The 17,941-nt window shown below is 68.6% G+C and carries 11 protein-coding genes and 1 riboswitch; of the genes, 8 read left to right on the top strand and 3 right to left on the bottom strand.

Annotation, left to right across the window (positions count from 1 at the left end; genetic code table 11):
* Window positions 1–288: 288 nt before the first annotated feature.
* The gene (locus tag AB8810_RS19230) at window positions 289–1,716 is read right to left on the bottom strand and encodes an alpha-amylase family protein (protein WP_369914563.1); all 1,428 of its coding nucleotides are present in this window, start codon (window positions 1,714–1,716) and stop codon (window positions 289–291) included.
* Window positions 1,717–2,053: 337 nt separating this feature from the next.
* Between AB8810_RS19230 and AB8810_RS19225 the strand changes: the two genes are divergently transcribed.
* The gene (locus tag AB8810_RS19225) at window positions 2,054–2,977 is read left to right on the top strand and encodes a M14 family metallocarboxypeptidase (protein WP_369914562.1); all 924 of its coding nucleotides are present in this window, start codon (window positions 2,054–2,056) and stop codon (window positions 2,975–2,977) included.
* Window positions 2,978–3,237: 260 nt separating this feature from the next.
* A complete protein-coding gene (locus AB8810_RS19220; RefSeq protein ID WP_179568357.1) occupies window positions 3,238–3,795 on the top strand; it encodes a DUF3228 family protein in 558 nt (185 codons plus the stop codon).
* Between the two features lie 81 nt (window positions 3,796–3,876).
* On the opposite strand, the gene AB8810_RS19215 is transcribed toward AB8810_RS19220, so the two are convergent.
* Together AB8810_RS19215 and ahcY are read right to left on the bottom strand one after the other, a co-directional pair.
* Window positions 3,877–4,290, bottom strand: coding sequence for an MAPEG family protein (locus tag AB8810_RS19215; RefSeq protein WP_369914561.1), 414 nt, complete (start codon window positions 4,288–4,290; stop codon window positions 3,877–3,879).
* Between the two features lie 268 nt (window positions 4,291–4,558).
* Entirely contained in the window at window positions 4,559–6,004 is a 1,446-nt protein-coding gene (ahcY, locus tag AB8810_RS19210) for an adenosylhomocysteinase (protein WP_145705491.1), read from the bottom strand.
* A 35-nt stretch (window positions 6,005–6,039) separates the two neighbouring features.
* Window positions 6,040–6,138, bottom strand: a riboswitch (S-adenosyl-L-homocysteine riboswitch).
* 367 nt (window positions 6,139–6,505) lie between these two features.
* On the opposite strand from ahcY, the gene ppc reads away from it, so the two are divergent.
* From ppc to AB8810_RS19180, 6 genes are all read left to right on the top strand, one after another.
* Window positions 6,506–9,223: a phosphoenolpyruvate carboxylase gene (gene ppc, locus AB8810_RS19205; RefSeq protein WP_369914560.1), complete on the top strand. Its 2,718-nt coding sequence runs from the start codon at window positions 6,506–6,508 to the stop codon at window positions 9,221–9,223.
* 114 nt (window positions 9,224–9,337) lie between these two features.
* Window positions 9,338–9,904: a TetR/AcrR family transcriptional regulator gene (locus AB8810_RS19200; RefSeq protein ID WP_179568349.1), complete on the top strand. Its 567-nt coding sequence runs from the start codon at window positions 9,338–9,340 to the stop codon at window positions 9,902–9,904.
* Entirely contained in the window at window positions 9,901–10,989 is a 1,089-nt protein-coding gene (locus AB8810_RS19195) for a DUF4105 domain-containing protein (protein WP_369914559.1), read from the top strand. Before AB8810_RS19200 ends, AB8810_RS19195 begins: the two co-directional genes overlap by 4 nt.
* Window positions 10,989–12,929 carry an esterase/lipase family protein gene (locus AB8810_RS19190; RefSeq protein ID WP_369914557.1) on the top strand — a complete coding sequence of 647 codons (1,941 nt, stop codon included), beginning with the start codon at window positions 10,989–10,991 and terminating at the stop codon, window positions 12,927–12,929. Before AB8810_RS19195 ends, AB8810_RS19190 begins: the two co-directional genes overlap by 1 nt.
* A gap of 550 nt (window positions 12,930–13,479) precedes the next feature.
* Window positions 13,480–16,290 (top strand): TonB-dependent receptor, encoded by a 2,811-nt coding sequence (locus AB8810_RS19185; protein WP_369914556.1) that lies wholly within the window; start codon window positions 13,480–13,482, stop codon window positions 16,288–16,290.
* A gap of 308 nt (window positions 16,291–16,598) precedes the next feature.
* Window positions 16,599–17,840, top strand: coding sequence for a histidine-type phosphatase (locus AB8810_RS19180; protein WP_179568343.1), 1,242 nt, complete (start codon window positions 16,599–16,601; stop codon window positions 17,838–17,840).
* Window positions 17,841–17,941: the final 101 nt, after the last annotated feature.

Genomic DNA, 17,941 nt, shown 5'->3' with positions numbered 1-17,941 from the left:
CGATCAGGTCTGATTCCGGCTGTCCGCTGGCCGGCCGGCTCACGAGCGGCGGTGCTGCATGGAAGATGATCGAAATGCCGCCCATATGCGTCATCGCACGGTCGATGGGCGCCGTGGCAAGCGCGCAATGCAGTCGGCTGCGACCGATGTGCATGGCGTGCGCACGAATCGCCGCTGTTCGTGAGTGCCGGCCTGCAAACGCCAGCCGGGATCGCGCGGATGGCACCGGCTGCGGCACAGCCGTGCGGCAGCGGGCGCCGCCGCACGGCTACGCAAGGTGCGCCAGGATCAGCGCTTCCACATCCGCGCCTGCCGCGGCGGCAGGCTGAAGGTGTAGCTGCTGCTGGAAATGCGCACCACGCTGCCCGAGCCGAGCGCGTCGCTGTAGTCCACGTTCCAGCGCAGCACGCTGCCGCTCATCGCCACCGTGGCGCTGACCGCGGTACCGCACTTGTTGATGCCGACGATGCCCAGATCGCCGCGGCGGAACAGCAGGTGGCAGGCATCGTGCGACAGCACCTGCATGTCGCTGCCCTGCGCGGCGTTGTGGAAGCCGATCATGCGCTTGAGGTCGTCGCGCTGGTAGGCGTCCACCCAGCGGTTGTCGCCGCTCTCGTTGTTGTCCGAGTACACCATCGGCACGCCGCCGTCGCGGCCGAGCAGATACGCGTAGGCCAGGGTCTCGTCGACCGGGTCGAGGATCGCGTAGCGGAAGCCGGCGTTGTTGGGAATGTCGTGGGTGACCGCGAAGGTCACCGCGCGGTTGCCGGGCAGCGCCTGGCCGTAGGCGCCCGGATCGACCAGCAGGTCCATGCTGCCGCCGTAGGCGAAGGCGTTGCGGATCGAATTGAACAGCGGGAAATCGTAGGCCGCGTGCGGCGTGGCCTGCAGGTAGGGCGCGAGGAACTGGTCGTAGTCGGCGTTGCCGCTGCCGCCGCCGGTGATGACCTCGCCGAACACGTGCACCCCGGAACGGATGCCGGCATCGAGCACGCGGTTGAGGTGGTCGAAGGTCATGTGCTTGGCCGCGTCGATGCGGAAGCCGGTGACGCCCAGTGCCTTCAGCGCCTGCAGATAGCTGCGCTCCTGTTGCACCACCCAGTCGTTGCCGACCAGGTCGGGCAGGCCCGGATCGCTGCCGCCGCCGCAGATGCGGTAGGTGCGGACCTGGTAGGCGTCGGTGTAGTCGGTGATGCATTGCGCCGGACCGAAATCGCCGGCGCCGAGGAAGTTCACCGACAGGTCGCCGAACAGCCGCAGCGATGCGTAGCGCGACGGATCCGCGGCGTACTGCGACAGCACCGCGCTGCCCGGATAGTTCAGGTCCGGGCGCGTCGCCGCCTCGTTGGCCATGTGGTTGAGCACCACGTCGGCATAGGTTTCCACGCCGACATCGGCCAGCGCCTGCACCATGCTGGCGAAGTCCTCGGTGTCGCCGAGCGGGTTGTCGATCACGCGCATGTCCTGCGGCTGGTAGCGCGCCCACCAGGCGCTGCCCTGCGAGCGGTAGGCCGGCGCCACCATCACCTTGTGATAGCCGGCCGCGGCGATCTGCGCCGCGCGCGCTTCCACGGTGGCATAGGGCCAGTTGAAGGCGTGCAGGATGACATCGGCCTGGGCGCTGGCGGTGGCCAGGGTCAGCAGCAGGCCGACGAGGAACAGGCGCCAGCGGTGCGGGCGCAATGGAGCGATTGCAGCGGCGGGCAGTTCGCGCATCACACAGATCTCCTTCGGTCGGGACGCCGCGCATGCCGTGCGCGCTGCGTGGCGTCGGGAAATCCGGCCCCCTTCCGGACGCGCCGCACACGGCGTGCGGCGCTGCGTGGATGCTAAGCGCGCATCGCGGCGCAGCATGCGCGGGCTACATACGTATTCATCGCATTGGCCGATGCAAAGCGGGACCGGCATCCGGTTCTGTCGGCGCTGTGCGACGCGCGAGCGCATTGCATGCGAGGCATGCATGTCGATGCCGCCGCGAGTTTGCATGGTCGCGGTGGCCGGCGTTTCCCGGTGCTAAAGTCATCCGCCTCACCTGTACATGCGGACTCGCACGATGACACTCGATCCCTTCTATCCGATCGGCACGCCCGGCATTCCCTGGGGGCAAGGGGAAAAGGCGGCGTGGCTGGCGCGGCAGCGTCGCCAGCGCAGCTATCAAACGGACGTGGTGGCGGCGATCGAACGCTTGCGCGGGCCGCTGGAGATCGTCGAGTACGGTGTGCTGGAGTACGCCGGGGAGCGTTATCCGCTGCTGGCGTTGCGCAGCCGCGCGTGGGACGACGCGTTGCCGTGCATGCTGGTGACCGGCGGCGTGCATGGTTACGAAACCAGCGGCGTGCATGGTGCGCTGCAGTTCGCCGACCGCCACGCGTCCGAGCACGCCGGCCGCGTCAACCTGCTGGTGGTGCCGTGCGTGAGTCCATGGGCCTACGAGCGCATCCATCGCTGGAATGCCGACGCCATCGATCCCAACCGGTCGTTCCGCGAGGACAGCCCGGCGCAGGAATCGGCCGCGCTGCTGCGCTTGGTCGCGCCGCTGCGCGGGCGCGTCGCGATGCACATCGACCTGCACGAAACCACCGACAGCGACGAATCCGAGTTCCGGCCGGCGCTGGCCGCGCGCGACGGCGTCGCCTACGAGCCTGGCGGCATTCCCGATGGCTTCTATCTGGTCGGCGACAGCGAGAATCCGCAGCCGGCGTTCCAGCAGGCGGTGGTGGCCGCGGTCGCGCAGGTCACTCATATCGCGCCCGCCGATGCCGAGGGCGAGATCATCGGTTCGCCGGTGGTGGCGCATGGCGTCATCAACTACCCGGTGAAAAAGCTGGGCTTGTGCGCGGGCATCAGCGATGCGCGTTACACCACGACCACCGAGGTCTACCCCGACAGCCCAACAGCGACGCCGGAGCAATGCAATGCCGCGCAGGTGGCGGCGATCCGTGCGGCGATCGGCTACGCGTTGGCGCATCCGCAATAGACGCGGGGCGTTTAAGTCGGCACATGCTGCGTGGCTGCGCACTGGCAGGCATCGCCGCGCCGACTCTTTTGCAGGATCGGTTTCGACCAGGGGCTCTAGCGGCAAGGCGTCCGGGTTGAAACCCCTCCTGCAGAACGCGGTGCGCAACGGCGGCCTGGCCGAATCGATGCGATGACGCTCCCCGCCTGGGGGCGGTGGCCATGGTGTGCATCGCCCGGTGAGCGCGCTACGCTTGATCTCTCCTCGTGACCGTCGCCGCCATGTCCATCGTCCTGACCCCCTTCGCCCGCACCCGCCTGTTCCCGCGCGACGCGCGCCGCAACGCGATCCAGGACTGCACGCCGGAACAGTTCGAGCGCCAGCTCAACGACGCCACGCCGCTGCGGGTGCTGGACGGCTACGCGCCGTTCTGCAAGCTGCACGTGCATCCCAACTGGACCTCCACCCGCTGCCTGACCGTGCCGATCACCGAGGCCAATCGCCACCTGCTGCGTTCCGGCTACGAAGCGCGCAGCAGGGAAGAGTTGCCGGTGCTGGTGCGCTGGTTCGAAGGCGTCGAGCCGCCGGTCGCTTCATATCTGCTGCCGATCCTCTACAGCCGCGAACAATTGGCGCGCGAGGGTGCGCCGATCGACGCAGAATGGGGCGTGGTCGGTTGCCTCTACACCGCCGAACCGCAGGAGATCCCGATGGCACCGATCACCATGCTGCGCAACGCGCTGGGCGTGGAAGAGGGCGGCTCGGGCGTGGCGCTGGATCGTGAGGCCTACCGGCGCAGCGTGGCGTTCTGGGAGAGCAATGCGAATTGGCGGCCATAAAGCGTATCGGCCATCTCTGCGAGTTGCTCGCGGATGGGAGAAGATGACAGGTGAGAGAGGCCGCTAGCCCTCGGTCGCATGTCAGCTCGCAGTCACTTTGTCCGCGGCCACCACTGCCAGGATCCAAAGGCCGAGCACTGCGAGAAAATTGACGGTAAACACGAGGCCTCTGAGCCTGACGTTCGCGGTGAAAATCTGCACGGCGCTGTGCAGGATGCGGCCCAGCACAAAGATCCAGGCAAGAGCCACGGCAGCCGAGGTGGCCGCATGAAGCTGGAGAAGAATCAGGCAACCAACGTGGAAGAACAGTGGCCACTCGAATTGATTGGACAGGTTGGCACCGATGCGTGGTTCGGTAGCGGCCCAGGGATTGCCGCCGTCTGCATGGCGGCCGATCCCCCACACTGCGGGAGCGCGAGCGACAGTGAGCAGTACGTAGAGACATGCAGTAAGTGCGACTTGCGCAGTCATTGGAAGAATCAAGGCGTAGGGCATCGTGTTCCTCGAACTGCGGCCTTGAGCGGCCCTCTGCCGAAGTTTAGCGCTCCGCGAAGACGGGCTGGTCGCAATACTGGGGACCAGGCTGCAGAGATCGGATAGCACCAGAAAGCATCGATCGCCTGGCGCTTGAGTTGGGCGGAGTTGCGAAACGGTTTGGCTCAATTGCACGGTCAGGCGCCGATTCGCGCCACAACGAAAAACGGGCGCCTCTCGGCGCCCGTTCCTTCAGTTCTTGCGTTAGACGGTTAAACCCGCCAACCACTCAGTACCGGTAATGCTCCGGCTTGTACGGCCCGTCGACCGACACGCCGAGGTAGGCGGCCTGGTCGTCGCTGAGCTTGGTCAGCTTCACGCCGATCTTTTCCAGGTGCAGGCGCGCCACTTCCTCGTCCAGCTTCTTCGGCAGGCGGTAGACCTGCTTTTCGTAGCTGTCCTTGTTCTGCCACAGGTCGATCTGCGCCAGGGTCTGGTTGGCGAAGCTGTTGGACATCACGAAGCTGGGGTGGCCGGTGGCACAGCCGAGGTTGACCAGGCGGCCTTCGGCCAGCAGGAAGATCGCGTTGCCGTTCGGGAACACGAACTTGTCCACCTGCGGCTTGATGTTGATCTTCTGCACGCCCGGATACTTGTACAGCGCCTCGACCTGGATCTCGTTGTCGAAGTGACCGATGTTGCAGACGATGGCCTGGTCCTTCATCTGCGTCAGGTGCTCGATGCGGATGATGTCCTTGTTGCCGGTGGTGGTGACGTAGATGTCGGCCTGGCCCAGGCTGTCTTCGACGGTGTTGACCTCGAAGCCTTCCATCGCTGCCTGCAGCGCGCAGATCGGGTCGATCTCGGTGACGATGACGCGGGCGCCGTAGGCGCGCAGGCTGTGCGCGGACCCCTTGCCGACATCGCCGTAGCCGCAGACCACCGCGACCTTTCCGGCCAGCATCACGTCCATCGCGCGCTTGAGGCCGTCGGCCAGCGACTCGCGGCAGCCGTACAGGTTGTCGAACTTGCTCTTGGTCACCGAGTCGTTGACGTTGATTGACGGCACCAGCAGGGTGCCGGCCTCGGCCAGCTGGTACAGGCGGTGCACGCCGGTGGTGGTTTCCTCGGACACGCCCTTCCAGTCCTTGACCACGCGGGTCCAGTAACCGGGGCGCTCGACCGCCACGCGCTTGAGCAGGTCCTTGATCACCTGCTCTTCGTGCGAGGACGCGGGTTCGTCCACCCACTTGGAACCGTTCTCCAGCTCGTAGCCCTTGTGGATCAGCAGGGTGACGTCGCCGCCGTCGTCCACCACCAGCTCCGGGCCGGTCTGGGTGCCGTCGGCCAGGGTGAAGGTCAGCGCGTCGAGGGTGCAGTCCCAGTATTCCTCCAGGCTCTCGCCCTTCCAGGCGAACACCGGAGTGCCGGTGACGGCGATCGCCGCGGCGGCGTGGTCCTGGGTGGAGAAGATGTTGCACGAGGCCCAGCGCACGTCGGCGCCGATGTCCTTCAGCGTCTCGATCAGCACCGCGGTCTGGATGGTCATGTGCAGCGAGCCGGTCACGCGCACGCCGGCCAGCGGCTTGGCGGCGGCGTACTGGCGGCGGATCGACATCAGGCCCGGCATCTCGTGCTCGGCGATGTCCAGTTCCTTGCGGCCCCAATCGGCCAGGGAGATGTCGGCGACCTTGTAGTCGCCCTCGGTGGAAAAGCTCTTGCGTACAGCGTTCATCGGTAGTGCTCCGGTCAATGGCGAGAAAACTCGCGAAGGTCCGGGCGCCGTTGTCGCTCAAGCCTGCCGCCGAGCCTGGCCGTGTCTGGAGTCGGGAAACCCACCTCGACACGGTCGCAGCGCCCCTCGGCGGAGGAACACCCAATTATAGCGGCTGCGGCGTGAGGCACTTGAATGGGGCGGTGGCCCTGGGACGTGGCGCACGCCCAAGGCTCGGTTCGGCGACCACGGCCGCGCCGCGGCCTGCCGGCCAGTGCGCCCCCCGGAGCCAGTCTTTCGATTCGCTGGTGCGTGCTCCTGGTGTCGCCAGGCCTCCCCCCGTGGGGCGACTTCAGTCGCGACGAGGCTTCTCTGGAAAGCCTCGCGACCGAGATCGCTCCCGCAGGGGGCGCCTGCGCCGGCCCACGATGGTTCGCTTTGTAACCGTTACCACGCCGGGCGAGGGACTAATACTTTTGGGTTAGTCTTGCGGCGCCCCCACAGCCGAGCCATGCGTTTCCGATGAACGAGTACCGCAGCAGCATCGTGTTTGCCACGCCCGACATCCCCTTGCGCGACGACGTCCGCCGACTGGGGGCGCTGGTCGGCGACCTGCTCGCCGAGCAGGTGTCTGCGGAGTTCCTCGACGAGATCGAAACCATCCGCACCACCGCGATCGCGCGCCGCGAGAGCGATGCGCCGCCGTCGTCGCTGAGCGAGCAGCTCTACGGCCGCACGCCGCGCGACGCCGAGGCGCTGGTGCGCGCCTTCAGCACCTACTTCCAGGTGGTCAACATCGCCGAGCGCGTGCACCGCATCCGCCGCCGCCGCGACTACCAGCGCAACAGCGCCGACACGCCGCAGCCGGACGGCCTGCACGACGCGCTGCGCCGGCTCAAGGCGCAGGGCGTGAGCGCGCAGGAACTGGGCGAATGGCTGCCGCGCATCGACGTGGAGCCGGTGTTCACCGCGCACCCGACCGAGGCCGTGCGCCGCGCGCTGCTGGAGAAAGAACAGTTGATGGTCGCCAGCCTGGTCGACAACCTCGACGGCATGCGCACCCCCGGCGAGCGCGCCACCGATGCGGCGCGCTTCCGCATGGCGCTGACCGCCTCGTGGCAGACCGCCGATTCCTCGCCAGTGCGGCCGACGGTGGAAGACGAGCGCGAGCATGTCGGCTTCTACCTGACCCAGGTGCTGTACCGGGTGGTCCCGGTGATGTACGAGACCCTGGAGCACGCGATCGAGGAAACCTACGGCGAGCCGGTGCCGCTGCCGCGGCTGCTGCGGTTCGGCACCTGGGTCGGCGGCGACATGGACGGCAATCCGAACGTGGATGCCGGCACCATCACCGCCACGCTCGACGCGCAACGGCGCGCGGTGCTGGATCGCTACCTGAAGGAACTGTGGCAGCTGGCCAGCCTGCTCAGCCAGTCGACCACGCTGGTGGCGGTCAGCGATGCGCTGCTGGCGCAGCTGGAACGCTACCGGCACCTGCTGCCCGAGGCCGCGGCGCGCTCGCGGCCGCGGCATGGCGACATGCCGTACCGCCTGCTCAACGACCTGATGCGCGCACGCCTGCAGGCGACGCTGGACGACGCGCCGGGCGCCTACGCCACGCCGACCGAACTGGAGCAGGACCTGCAGTTGATCCTCGACAGCCTGCAGGCCAACAAGGGCCTGCACGCGGGCTGGTTCGCGGTGCGCCGGCTGCTGTGGCGGGTGCGCAGCTTCGGCTTCCACCTGGCGCGGCTGGACGTGCGCCAGGAGTCCAGCGTGCACGCGCGCGCGGTCGCCGCGGCGCTGGGCGAGGACGAGTGGGACGCACGTTCGGCGCAGGACCGTGCCAGCGTGCTCGGCGCCTATGCCGGCGGCGAGCGGATCCTGCCGGCCGCCCCCGAGGATGCCGGCAACGCACGCCTGGACGCGGTGTTCGCCGCGCTCGCCGACGCGCGCGCGCGGCATGGCGCCGATGCGCTGGGCAGCTACATCATCAGCATGGCGCACAACCGCGCCGACGTGCTGACCGTGCTGGCGCTGGCGCGGCGCGGCAGCCTGGTCGATGCGCAAGGCGCGGTGCCTTTGGACATCGTGCCGCTGTTCGAGACGGTGGACGATCTGCGCGGCGGCACCGACACGTTGCGCGACCTGCTCGCCGACCCGGTCTACCGGCGCCACCTGGCCGCGCGCAACGACGTGCAGATGGTGATGCTCGGCTACTCGGACAGCGGCAAGGACGGCGGCATCGCCGCCTCGCGCTGGGGCCTGCAGCGCGCGCAGGTGGAACTGCTCGATGCGGCCGCCGACCTCGGCATCCGCCTGACCTTCTTCCATGGCCGCGGCGGTTCGATCGTGCGCGGCGGCGGCAAGACCACGCGCGCGCTGGAAGCGGCGCCGCGCGGCAGCGTCGACGGCCGCCTGCGGGTGACCGAGCAGGGCGAGGTGATCCACCGCAAGTACGGCATCCGCGCGCTGGCGCTGCGCTCGCTGGAGCAGATGACCGGCGCGGTGCTGCTGTCGAGCATGCGTCCGCGTGCGCTGGACGCGCGCGAGGACGCGTGGCGGCCAGTGATGGACATCGTCGCCGAGCACAGCACCCGCGCCTACCGCAGCTTCGTCGGCGATGCCGAGTTCATGCGCTATTTCCGCCTGGCCACGCCGATCGACGTGATCGAGCGGATGACCCTGGGCTCGCGGCCGTCGCGGCGGCTGGGCCAGGATGCGGCGCTGGACAACCTGCGCGCGATCCCGTGGGTATTCGCCTGGAGCCAGGCGCGGGCGGTGATCCCGGGCTGGTACGGCGTCGGCAGCGGCCTGCGCGCGGCGGTGGAGGCCGGCCACGAGGACACGCTGCGCGAGATGGCCGCCGATTGGCCGTTCTTCCGCACCTTCCTCGACGACATCGCGATGGTGCTGTCCAAGGGCGACCTCAACATCGCCGAGATGTTCTCGCGCCTGGCCGGGCCGCTGCACGAGCGTTTCTTCCCGCGCATTCGCGACGAACTCGCGCTGACCAAGGGCTGGGTGAAATCGCTGACCGGGCAGGCGTCGCTGCTGCAGCACGACCCGCGGCTGGCGTTGTCGATCCGCCTGCGCAATCCCTACATCGATCCGATCAGCGTGTTGCAGGTGGACCTGCTGCAGCGCTGGCGGGCCACCGATGGCGAGGACGAGGACCTGCTGCGCGCGTTGGTGGCCTGCGTCAACGGCGTCTCGCAAGGCGTGCAGAACACCGGCTGAGCAGCGGCCGGACCGGACCCGGTGGCCGTGCTTCCAGCATCGCCGCCGGGCCGCCGGACGCGGTCCGGCCGGCACCGCGCTTGCAAGTGGACAAAATTGTCCGATAATCCCGGCATGGATCTCCGTGCCGATGCCGCCCAACGTCGCCGCCTGCTGCTCGATGCGGCCGACGAAGTATTCTGCGAGCACGGCGTGCTCGCGCCGCTGGAGTTGGTGGTCGAACGCTCCGGCGTGGGCCGGGCCACGCTGTACCGCAATTTCGCCGACCGCACCGACCTGATGATCGCGCTCCTGCAGCGCGCCCTGGACGGGCTGGAATGCTGCGCGCGGGATATCGGCGAGCGCCCCGACGGCCTGTTCCTGCTGCTGCGCGATGTCGCCGAGCACATCGCGATGTCCGCGCCGCTGGCCGATTGCTGGCGCTCGATGCCGCGCGACCATCCGCAGATCGAGGTGGCGCATGCGCGGCTGATGGCGATCCTGCTGCCGTTCCTGCAGCGCGCCACCGACGCCGGCCTGTGCCGCCAGGGTCTGGACGGCGACGACCTCACCTTGTTGATGGACATGCTCGGCGCCTGCCAACGCGGCAGCGACGAAGCCGAACGCAAGGCCTTGGCGCTGCGCGGTTGCCGGCTGCTGTGCCATGCGCTGGCCACGCCCGCGGCGGCGGCGACGCTATGAGCCTGCGTCGCGGGCGAGGGCAGGGCCGCGCCGTCGCCGCGATTGCGGCGCGCAACGCCGCGCAGCGGGGTTGGCCGGCACGCCTGTTGCGCGCAACGGTGGCGCTGGCGATCGTGCTGGCCGGCGTCTGGGGCGCGCTGTTCCTGGCCTACCTGCCGCATACCGGCAGCCTGGTGCGCTACGCCTCGGCGTTGCTGTGGCTGGCGATGGGCGGCGCCGCGCTGTGGGGCCTGCGCCATCCCCGCGACTACCGCGTGCTGCCGTGGATCTTCGCCGTCGCCTGCGCCGGCCTGGTGTTCGGCTGGTCGCAGCTGTTGCCCGAGCAGAACCGCGACTGGGCCGACGACGTGGCGCAGCCGCTGCAGCCGCAGGTCGAAGGCCACCTCGTCACCCTGCACAACGTGCGCAATTTCGCCTGGCGCAGCGACAGCGACTACACGCCGCGTTGGGAAACCCGCCAGTACGACCTGGACCGGCTGGCCTCGGCGGACCTGGCGCTGTCCTACTGGATGGGGCCGGCGATCGCCCACACCCTGGTCTCGTTCGGCTTCGACGACGGCCGCCGGGTGGTGTTCTCGCTGGAGATCCGCAAGGAGCGTGGCGAATCGTTCTCCGCGCTGGCCGGGTTCTTCCGCAATTTCGAGCAGGCGATGATCGCCGCCGACGAGCGCGACATCCTCGCGGTGCGCAGCAACGTGCGCGGCGAAGACGTCTATCTGTACCGGCTGAACATTCCGCGCGCGCAGTTGCGCCAGCTGTTCATGGGCTACGTGGCGCAGGCGCAGCAGCTGCAGCGCACGCCGAAGTTCTACAACACCGCCACCAGCAATTGCACCACCATCGTGTTCGAGCTGGTGCGCAAGTTCGAACCGCAACTGCCGCTGGATTACCGCCTGCTGCTGTCCGGCTATCTGCCGTCCTATGTCTATGCGCAGCACGGCTTCGTGCCGGGCTACGCGCTGGCCACGCTGCAGGCGCGCGGGCGCATCGGCGAGCGCGCACGCCAGGCCGGCGCCGGCGCCGACTTTTCGCAGCGCATCCGCGAAGGCATCCCCGGCGAAGAACCGCCCGGAGCGCCGCGCTGATGCGCGCCGCGCGCGCGGTGCGGCAGCTGGCGGCGCGCGCGCTGCTGGCGGTGGGCCTGCTCGCCGGGTCCGGCTGCGCCATGGTCACCGTGCAGTCGCGCGCGGCCGGCGACTACATCGCGACCAAGCGCGGCGACGTGCTCAGCACCGGCGAACTCAGCGACGCCAGCCAGGAAACGCTGCGCGTGGTCGCGATCGAGCGCAAGCCCTGCGAGGCCGACATCCCCGCCTGCGCCGCGCAACTGCGCACGGTGCAGGGACTGGACGAGGAACGCCGCCTGGCGACCTTGTCGGAGCTGTGGTTGCGCGCGGCGACGACGCGTACGCCCAAGGGCAACGTCGCACTCGACGATGCAGCCTTGCAGGCATGGCTGGAAACCGCGCGCTACGCCTATGCCTACCTGTTCTATACCGAACGCCCGGCCAGCGCGCGCGCCTTCGAGGACCGGCAGACGCAGGTGCGCGATTACTACAACTACGCGGTGCAGCACGTGGTCGGCGCGATGTTCGAACGTTGGCGCGCGCGCAGCGCCAGCGGCGAATTGCGCGACGACGACACGCTGGCTGCCGCCGGCTGGCAAGTGCGCGCGCAGCTGGACAGTTTCCGCCTGCCGGGCGGCGTGGCGCGGCCGAATGCGATGGTGCCTGCCGCCTCGCTGCGTTTCGACGGCCTGCGCAGCACCTATCGCCGCGATGGCTTCGGAGCCGAACTGGTGGCGGAAGTGTCGCCGGCGCAGGTCGGCGATCCGACCGCGATCATGGCTGCTGCGAAGCCAGGGCAAGCGGTCGCCGATACCGCCGGCTACAGCGAACTGTCGTACGCGCCGACCACCGTGCTGCTGCGCTTCGACGGCGACAGCCTGGCGCAGGTGCTGGACACGCGCAGCGTGGTGATCGCGCCCTACGATCCGTATCGCGACAACGAGGTCGTCGTGCACGGCCAGCGGCTGCCGCTGGCGGCCAATTTCACCGCCGCCTACGGCCTGTGGCTGGCGCGTTCGGGTTTCGCCAAGCAGTCGTTGCGCTCGATGCTGGGGCGCGAACACGGCATCGAGCAGCCGCACCTGTACCTGATGCAGCCCTACGACCCGAACCGGCGCATCGTGCTGATGCTGCACGGCCTGGGCAGCAGCCCCGAGGCCTGGGTCAACGTCGCCAACGAGATCATGGGCGACGAGCAACTGCGCCGCCACTACAAGATCTGGCAGGTCTACTACCCGACCAACATGCCGATCGCCTGGAACCGCGCGCAGATCGAAACCTTGCTGCAGCAGACCCTGCACAATTTCGATCCGCAGGGGCAGGCGCCGGCCTCGCAGCATATGGTGCTGATCGGCCACAGCATGGGGGGAGTGATCGCGCGGCTGCTGGTCAGCAGTTCCGGCGAGCGCATCTGGAACGCGTTGCTCGCCGGCCGCGACCTGAGCGGCGAACGCGGCGCGCGGATCCGCGATCGCCTGCAGCCGCTGTTGCGCTTCGCGCCGCTGCCGCAGGTGGACCGCGCCATCTTCATCGCCGCGCCGCACCGCGGCACCGCCATCGCCGAGGGCAGCATCGGGCGCCTGGTCGGCGGACTGATCCGCTTGCCGGTGACCTTGCTGCAGCGCTTCACCGAGGTGATGCAGGACATCGCCGGCCAGGACGGCGTGCCGCAGCGCCTGCCCAACGGCATCGACAATCTGCGCGATACCGATCCGTTCGTGCGTGCGGCCGCCGAGCTGCCGATTTCGCCAGCCGTGCGCTACAACTCGATCATCGCCCGGCGCAACCCGGCGCTGCCGCTGGCCGTCGCCGACGATGGGCTGGTGCCCTACCGCAGCGCGCACCTGGATGGCGCTGAATCGGAACTGGTGATCACCTCCGGACACAGCGTGCAGGAGACGCCGCAGGCGATCCTGGAGATCCGCCGCATCCTGCATGCGCAGATCGCGTCGGAGTGATGCGGCGGAGTCGATAGGCACCCGGTTAGATCCCTCCGTGGGAGCGCCTTCAGTCGCGACGCGCACTATCGGTAAACCTCGTTGCGACCGATGGCGAATGTCACCTGGCGTCGCTCCCAAGGGCGTACGCGACGCCATCTGGGTGCACTGTAGGAGCGGCTTCAGCCGCGACAGTCTCCGTCGCCGTCAGGCCCGCCGCGTCGTTCGTCGCGGCTGAAGCCGCTCCTGCGGTGGCGTTATGGCGCGCCGGATGTCCGCGGCAAAAGCGCCGCAGCCATGCGCACTTGCGATACGCACGCGTATGCATCACTGACGTATCGCATTTCCGTTCACCTATGAACTCCGTCACGCATCTGCAAACATCGACGCACACAATGCGCCGCAGTTGTTAACGGACCGTCAGTTCGCACGGTCCAGCTCCGACACGGAACTCCCCCAGATGTTCGCCCAGTTGCCGGCTTCGCGCCGGCGATACGGGCAGCGCTTTGCCTTCTCCGGCCGCGGCGTCGTCGCGTGCCGGGACACCACCCCACGTCCTGATGGAATTTCCATGAACCACGCATCGCACCGCGCCAGGCCGCACCGGCTTGCCGGATCCATCGCCCTGGCCCTGAGCCTGGCCCTCGCCGCCGCCGCCCATGCCGAAGACCCCGCACAGGAGCAGGCGCAGAACACCGCCGGCGACGACACCGCGCCGGCCGCCGCCAAGGGCAATGCGCAGACCCTGTCGACCGTGACCGTCGCGGCGAACCGCTACACCGCCGCCGACATGCAGATGGCGGCCAGCAACACCGCCAACGTGCTGTCGGCCGACGACCTGAAGTACACCGCCGTGCACAACATCGCCGAGGCGCTGGGCCTGTTGCCGGGCGTCAACGTGGTCAACACCGGGCAGTCGTATTTCGGCGGCGTCGACGGCGCCGCGCGCGGCGAGGGCATGTTCGCCTCGGTGCGCGGCCTCAACGCCGAATACAACGTCAACCTGATCAACGGCGTCAACGTCGCCCAGGGCATGCCGTACAGCCGCAGCGTGCAGCTGAGCCTGCTGCCGCCGTCCGGCCTGCAGACCATCGTGTTGAACAAGACCTCCACCGCGGCGATGGACGGCGATGCGATCGGCGGCACCATCGACTACCGCACCCCCAGCGGTTTCGACTACAGCGACGCGATCGGCGGCAGCATCACCGCCAGCGGGCGCATGGAAAGCCGCGCCCGCGACTACGACGAGAGCGGCCTGGGCAAGGGCGCGGCCGGCGAGTTCCACGCCAAGTTCGGCAGCGAGCACCAGTTCGGCATCTACGCCAGCGCCTACTACGACGAGCGCCACTACGTGAACAGCGAAGTGGCCAGCGCCTCCGCCGCGCGCAACGACGGTTCGTGGGAATTCTCCCGCACCACCGCCAAGGGCGCGCTGGCCGCCGGCTACGACGCGGAAGATTCGCTGCAGTCCACCGGCACCAACATCGGCTATTCCGGCGGCGACACCAAGCGCTACGGCGGCAACGTCTCCTTCGACTGGCATGTCGACCCGACCCTGCAGCTGTACGCGCGGGCGACCTACGCCTACGCCAAGACCGAGCAGAACACCGGCTATACGCAGTTCGTGCCGGCCAGCGTCAGCTACACCCAGATCGGCAGCACCGGCGTGTACCAGCCGCAGATCAACCGCGTCGCGGTGCGCTACTGGTACGAGACCAATCCGGAAGTGGCCGACCTGGCCACGTTCCAGTTCGGCGGCGACAAGCAGCTCGGCAACTGGACGCTGTCGCCGAACCTGTTCTACAGCTTCGGCGACAACGATCGCCCGGACCACATCGAAGTCTCTGCGCGCGTGGATCAGTACAGCTCCACCCAGTTCCCGTACGGCGCCAACAGCTTCATCAGCTACGACAGCGAAGGCTTCCCGGTGCCGCAGCTGACCACCGCGATGCAGAACCAGGCCGACGACATCGGCAGCCTGTACGCGCGCCGCCACGGCCAGCTGACCAAGTCCTACAGCGGGCAGAAGAAGGGCGGCGCCAAGTTCGACGCGCGCTACGACTTCGACGAGGGCGCGCTGAGCAGCCTGCAGTTCGGCGTGAAGTACGTGGACAGCTCGCGCGAGTTCACCGAGCGCGACTGGACCACCGCCAAGTTCACCGACGGCACGCTGCTGGAGAACACCGGCCTGGTCAGCGGCAGTTACGACTCTGTGTATCCCGGCAAGTACGACTACCCGACGGTCAAGCTGAGCAATTCGGCGCTGAAGGCCTCGATCGCCAAGTACCTGACCGCGAGCAGCTTCGACACCTGCGGCAGCCTGGCGGTCAACAATCAGAACTGCGACACCATGCGCGGTACCGAGGCGGTGGCCGCGGCCTATGCGATGGCGACGTTCAAGACCGGCGACCTGGAGATCATCCCCGGCCTGCGCTTCGAACAGACCAGCATCCGCAACACCTACTGGACGATGCCCAAGGACAGCAGCGGCAACGAGCTGGCCGGCTACTTCCAGAACAACCACACCACCTACGACGTGCCGCTGCCCAGCGTGTTCCTGAACTATCGCCCCAGCAACGCCAACGCGGTGTACCGCGCCTCGGTGTGGACCAGCTACACGCGCCCGGCGTTCGTGCAGCTCGGCGGCGGTTCCAGCTACAGCGTGTCCAGCGACGGCATCACCACCATTACCGAAGGCAATCCGGATCTGAAGCCGATCAAGGCGGTCAATGTCGACCTGTCCGGCGAGTGGGACAACGGCGTCGGCGGCCACGCGATGCTGGCCGGCTACTACAAGCGCCTGTCCGACTACATCTACGAGAACGGCTCGGATGCGGCAAATGCCGGGGCGAGCACCAGCGGCAGCGTGCGCTACGTGCGTCCGCAGAACGGCGGCGACGGCAAGGTGCTGGGCGTGGAAGCGGCGGTGCGGCAGACCCTGCAGGGCATGCCGGCGCCGCTGGACGGCTTCGGCATCGGCGCCAACGTCACCCGCCAGTCCACCCGCGTCGACCTGGGCATGACCGGCTTCCACGACGAGCGCATCCAGAACGCGCCGGACCTGATGGCCAACGCCGAGCTGTTCTACGAGAAGGGGCCGCTGTCGGTGAACCTGAGCTACCACTACTCGGGCGAATACGTGTCGGTCTACGACTACCTGGACCAGGGCGCCAGCTGGGACGACCTGTGGGTGAAGCCGATCACCCGCGTCGATCTGCACGTGGGCTATGCGGTGAACGAGCACCTGCGCGCCGACCTGTCGGTGGCCAACCTGACCAATCGCCTGAGCTACTGGGCGCATGTGGGCCGCAACAGCACCGCGATCTCGGACATCGTCGATGCCGGGCGCACCAGCCTGCTGACCGTGAAGTACACGTTCTGAGCCAACGGCCTGTGCATGGGCCGGCTTTCCTCGCGCGTCGCGGCATGTCGTCGCGGCGCGCGTCGGCATGCATGCGGTCGTTGGGCGCGTGGCGCGCGCGCATGATCGCCAGTGAGCCGGCGCTAGTAGCTGGCGTCGGTGTCCGCAGCGCAATGTTGCGACAGCGATGAGTTGCGGGTGTGTCCGGCCAGCCGCAGTGCGGCGACCGACACGCGATCGCCATGGACCTGCGCTGCAATCGCACCGGCATGCAGTGCGATGGATGCCGCGCAGTGAGTGATTTCTTTCCCCTTTTTTCTGGAACGACGATGAGCAAGCGGATGCGGTGGATGCTGTTGACAGTGCTGGCGGCAACCGCCGGCGCGCAAGCGCGGCCCGCGCGCGAAGCGTCTGCGCCGTCACTGCAGGTCGAGCAGGTGGTGATGCTGTTCCGTCACGGCGTGCGTGCGCCGCTGGATGGCGAAGCCGCGGCGGCGGCGTTGGCCGACCGTCCGTGGCCGGTGTGGAACACGCCGGCGAGCCTGCTCACCGCGCATGGCCGCGTGGCCGTGCAGCTGAGCGGCGACTACACCCGGCAATGGCTGGTCCGCGACGGCGTGCTGCCGGCCGCCGGCTGCCCTGCCGACGGCGCGGTCAGCGTCTACGCCAATACCGACCAGCGCACCATCGCCAGCGCGCAGATCCTGGCCGAGACCCTGGCCCCGGGCTGCGGACTGCAGGCCGGGCATCAGCCGCAAGGCAGCGACGATCCGCTGTTCCGCCCGGTCGAGGCCGGTGCGGTGGACTTCGACGCGGACGCCGCGGTGGCGTCGATCCAGCGCCAGACCGGCGGTCCCGGCGCGGTGCTCGCGCCCTACGCGAAGGAACTGCGCACGATGCGGCAGATCCTCGGCTGCAGCGCCAAGGACTGCGATTTCGCGCGCATGCCGTCGTCGCTGAGCGCCAGCGGCAACGGCCGCGGCATCGCCATGCATGGCCCGCTGGACCTGACCTCCGGCACCGCCGAGGTATTCATCCTGCAATACGCCGAAGGCCTGCCGCTGGACCAGGTCGGCTGGGGCCGCGCCACCCGCGAACGCATCGGCGTGGTGTCGCGTCTGCATGCGCTGCTGTTCGAGATCTACGCGCGGCCGCAGTACATGGCCGCGCGCGCCGGCGCGCCGCTGGCGCGGCGGGTGCTGGACACGCTGGGCGTGGCGGAGGCGCCGAAGCTGAGCGTGCTGGTCGCCAGCGATACCCACATCGCCGCGCTCAGCGGCTTGCTCGACCTGCACTTCCATCTGCCCGGCTTCGGCCGCGACGACTCGCCGCCGGGCGGCGCGCTGGTGCTCGAGCAACTGCGCGACACGCGCAGCGGCCAGCGCTACGTGCGCCTGCGCTACCAGGCGCAATCGCTGGACCAGCTGCGCGAGTTGACCCCGCTGAGCCTGCGCAAGCCGCCGCTGCTGCAGACCCTGCACGTGCCGGGCTGCAGCGACGCCAAGACCCAGCTGTGCACGCTGCAGCAGTTCCAGAAGGTGTTGCAGGACTCGTTGCAGCGGCGCGGGTGAGAGGGCATTCCCGCGGTTTGCCTTGGTGTGAGGAGGCGTGTCGCCTGCCGGAATAGAGTTGCCGCCGCTTGTTGTAGGAGCGGCTTCAGCCGCGAGCGGGG

Source organism: Xanthomonas sp. NCPPB 3005 (assembly GCF_041228095.2).
Classification (GTDB): domain Bacteria; phylum Pseudomonadota; class Gammaproteobacteria; order Xanthomonadales; family Xanthomonadaceae; genus Xanthomonas_A; species Xanthomonas_A bonasiae.
The sequence above is the reverse complement of the archived record's forward strand: the minus strand, read 5'-3'. Positions and strand labels throughout refer to the sequence as shown.

Coding starts and splice junctions, on each gene's coding strand:
- AB8810_RS19190 (WP_369914557.1), top strand. CDS start 10,989: ATGCGCGCCGCGCGCGCGGTGCGGCAGCTGGCGGCGCGCGCGCTGCTG.
- ahcY (WP_145705491.1), bottom strand. CDS start 6,004: ATGAACGCTGTACGCAAGAGCTTTTCCACCGAGGGCGACTACAAGGTC.
- AB8810_RS19215 (WP_369914561.1), bottom strand. CDS start 4,290: ATGCCCTACGCCTTGATTCTTCCAATGACTGCGCAAGTCGCACTTACT.
- AB8810_RS19225 (WP_369914562.1), top strand. CDS start 2,054: ATGACACTCGATCCCTTCTATCCGATCGGCACGCCCGGCATTCCCTGG.
- AB8810_RS19220 (WP_179568357.1), top strand. CDS start 3,238: ATGTCCATCGTCCTGACCCCCTTCGCCCGCACCCGCCTGTTCCCGCGC.
- ppc (WP_369914560.1), top strand. CDS start 6,506: ATGAACGAGTACCGCAGCAGCATCGTGTTTGCCACGCCCGACATCCCC.
- AB8810_RS19180 (WP_179568343.1), top strand. CDS start 16,599: ATGAGCAAGCGGATGCGGTGGATGCTGTTGACAGTGCTGGCGGCAACC.
- AB8810_RS19230 (WP_369914563.1), bottom strand. CDS start 1,716: ATGCGCGAACTGCCCGCCGCTGCAATCGCTCCATTGCGCCCGCACCGC.
- AB8810_RS19195 (WP_369914559.1), top strand. CDS start 9,901: ATGAGCCTGCGTCGCGGGCGAGGGCAGGGCCGCGCCGTCGCCGCGATT.
- AB8810_RS19185 (WP_369914556.1), top strand. CDS start 13,480: ATGAACCACGCATCGCACCGCGCCAGGCCGCACCGGCTTGCCGGATCC.
- AB8810_RS19200 (WP_179568349.1), top strand. CDS start 9,338: ATGGATCTCCGTGCCGATGCCGCCCAACGTCGCCGCCTGCTGCTCGAT.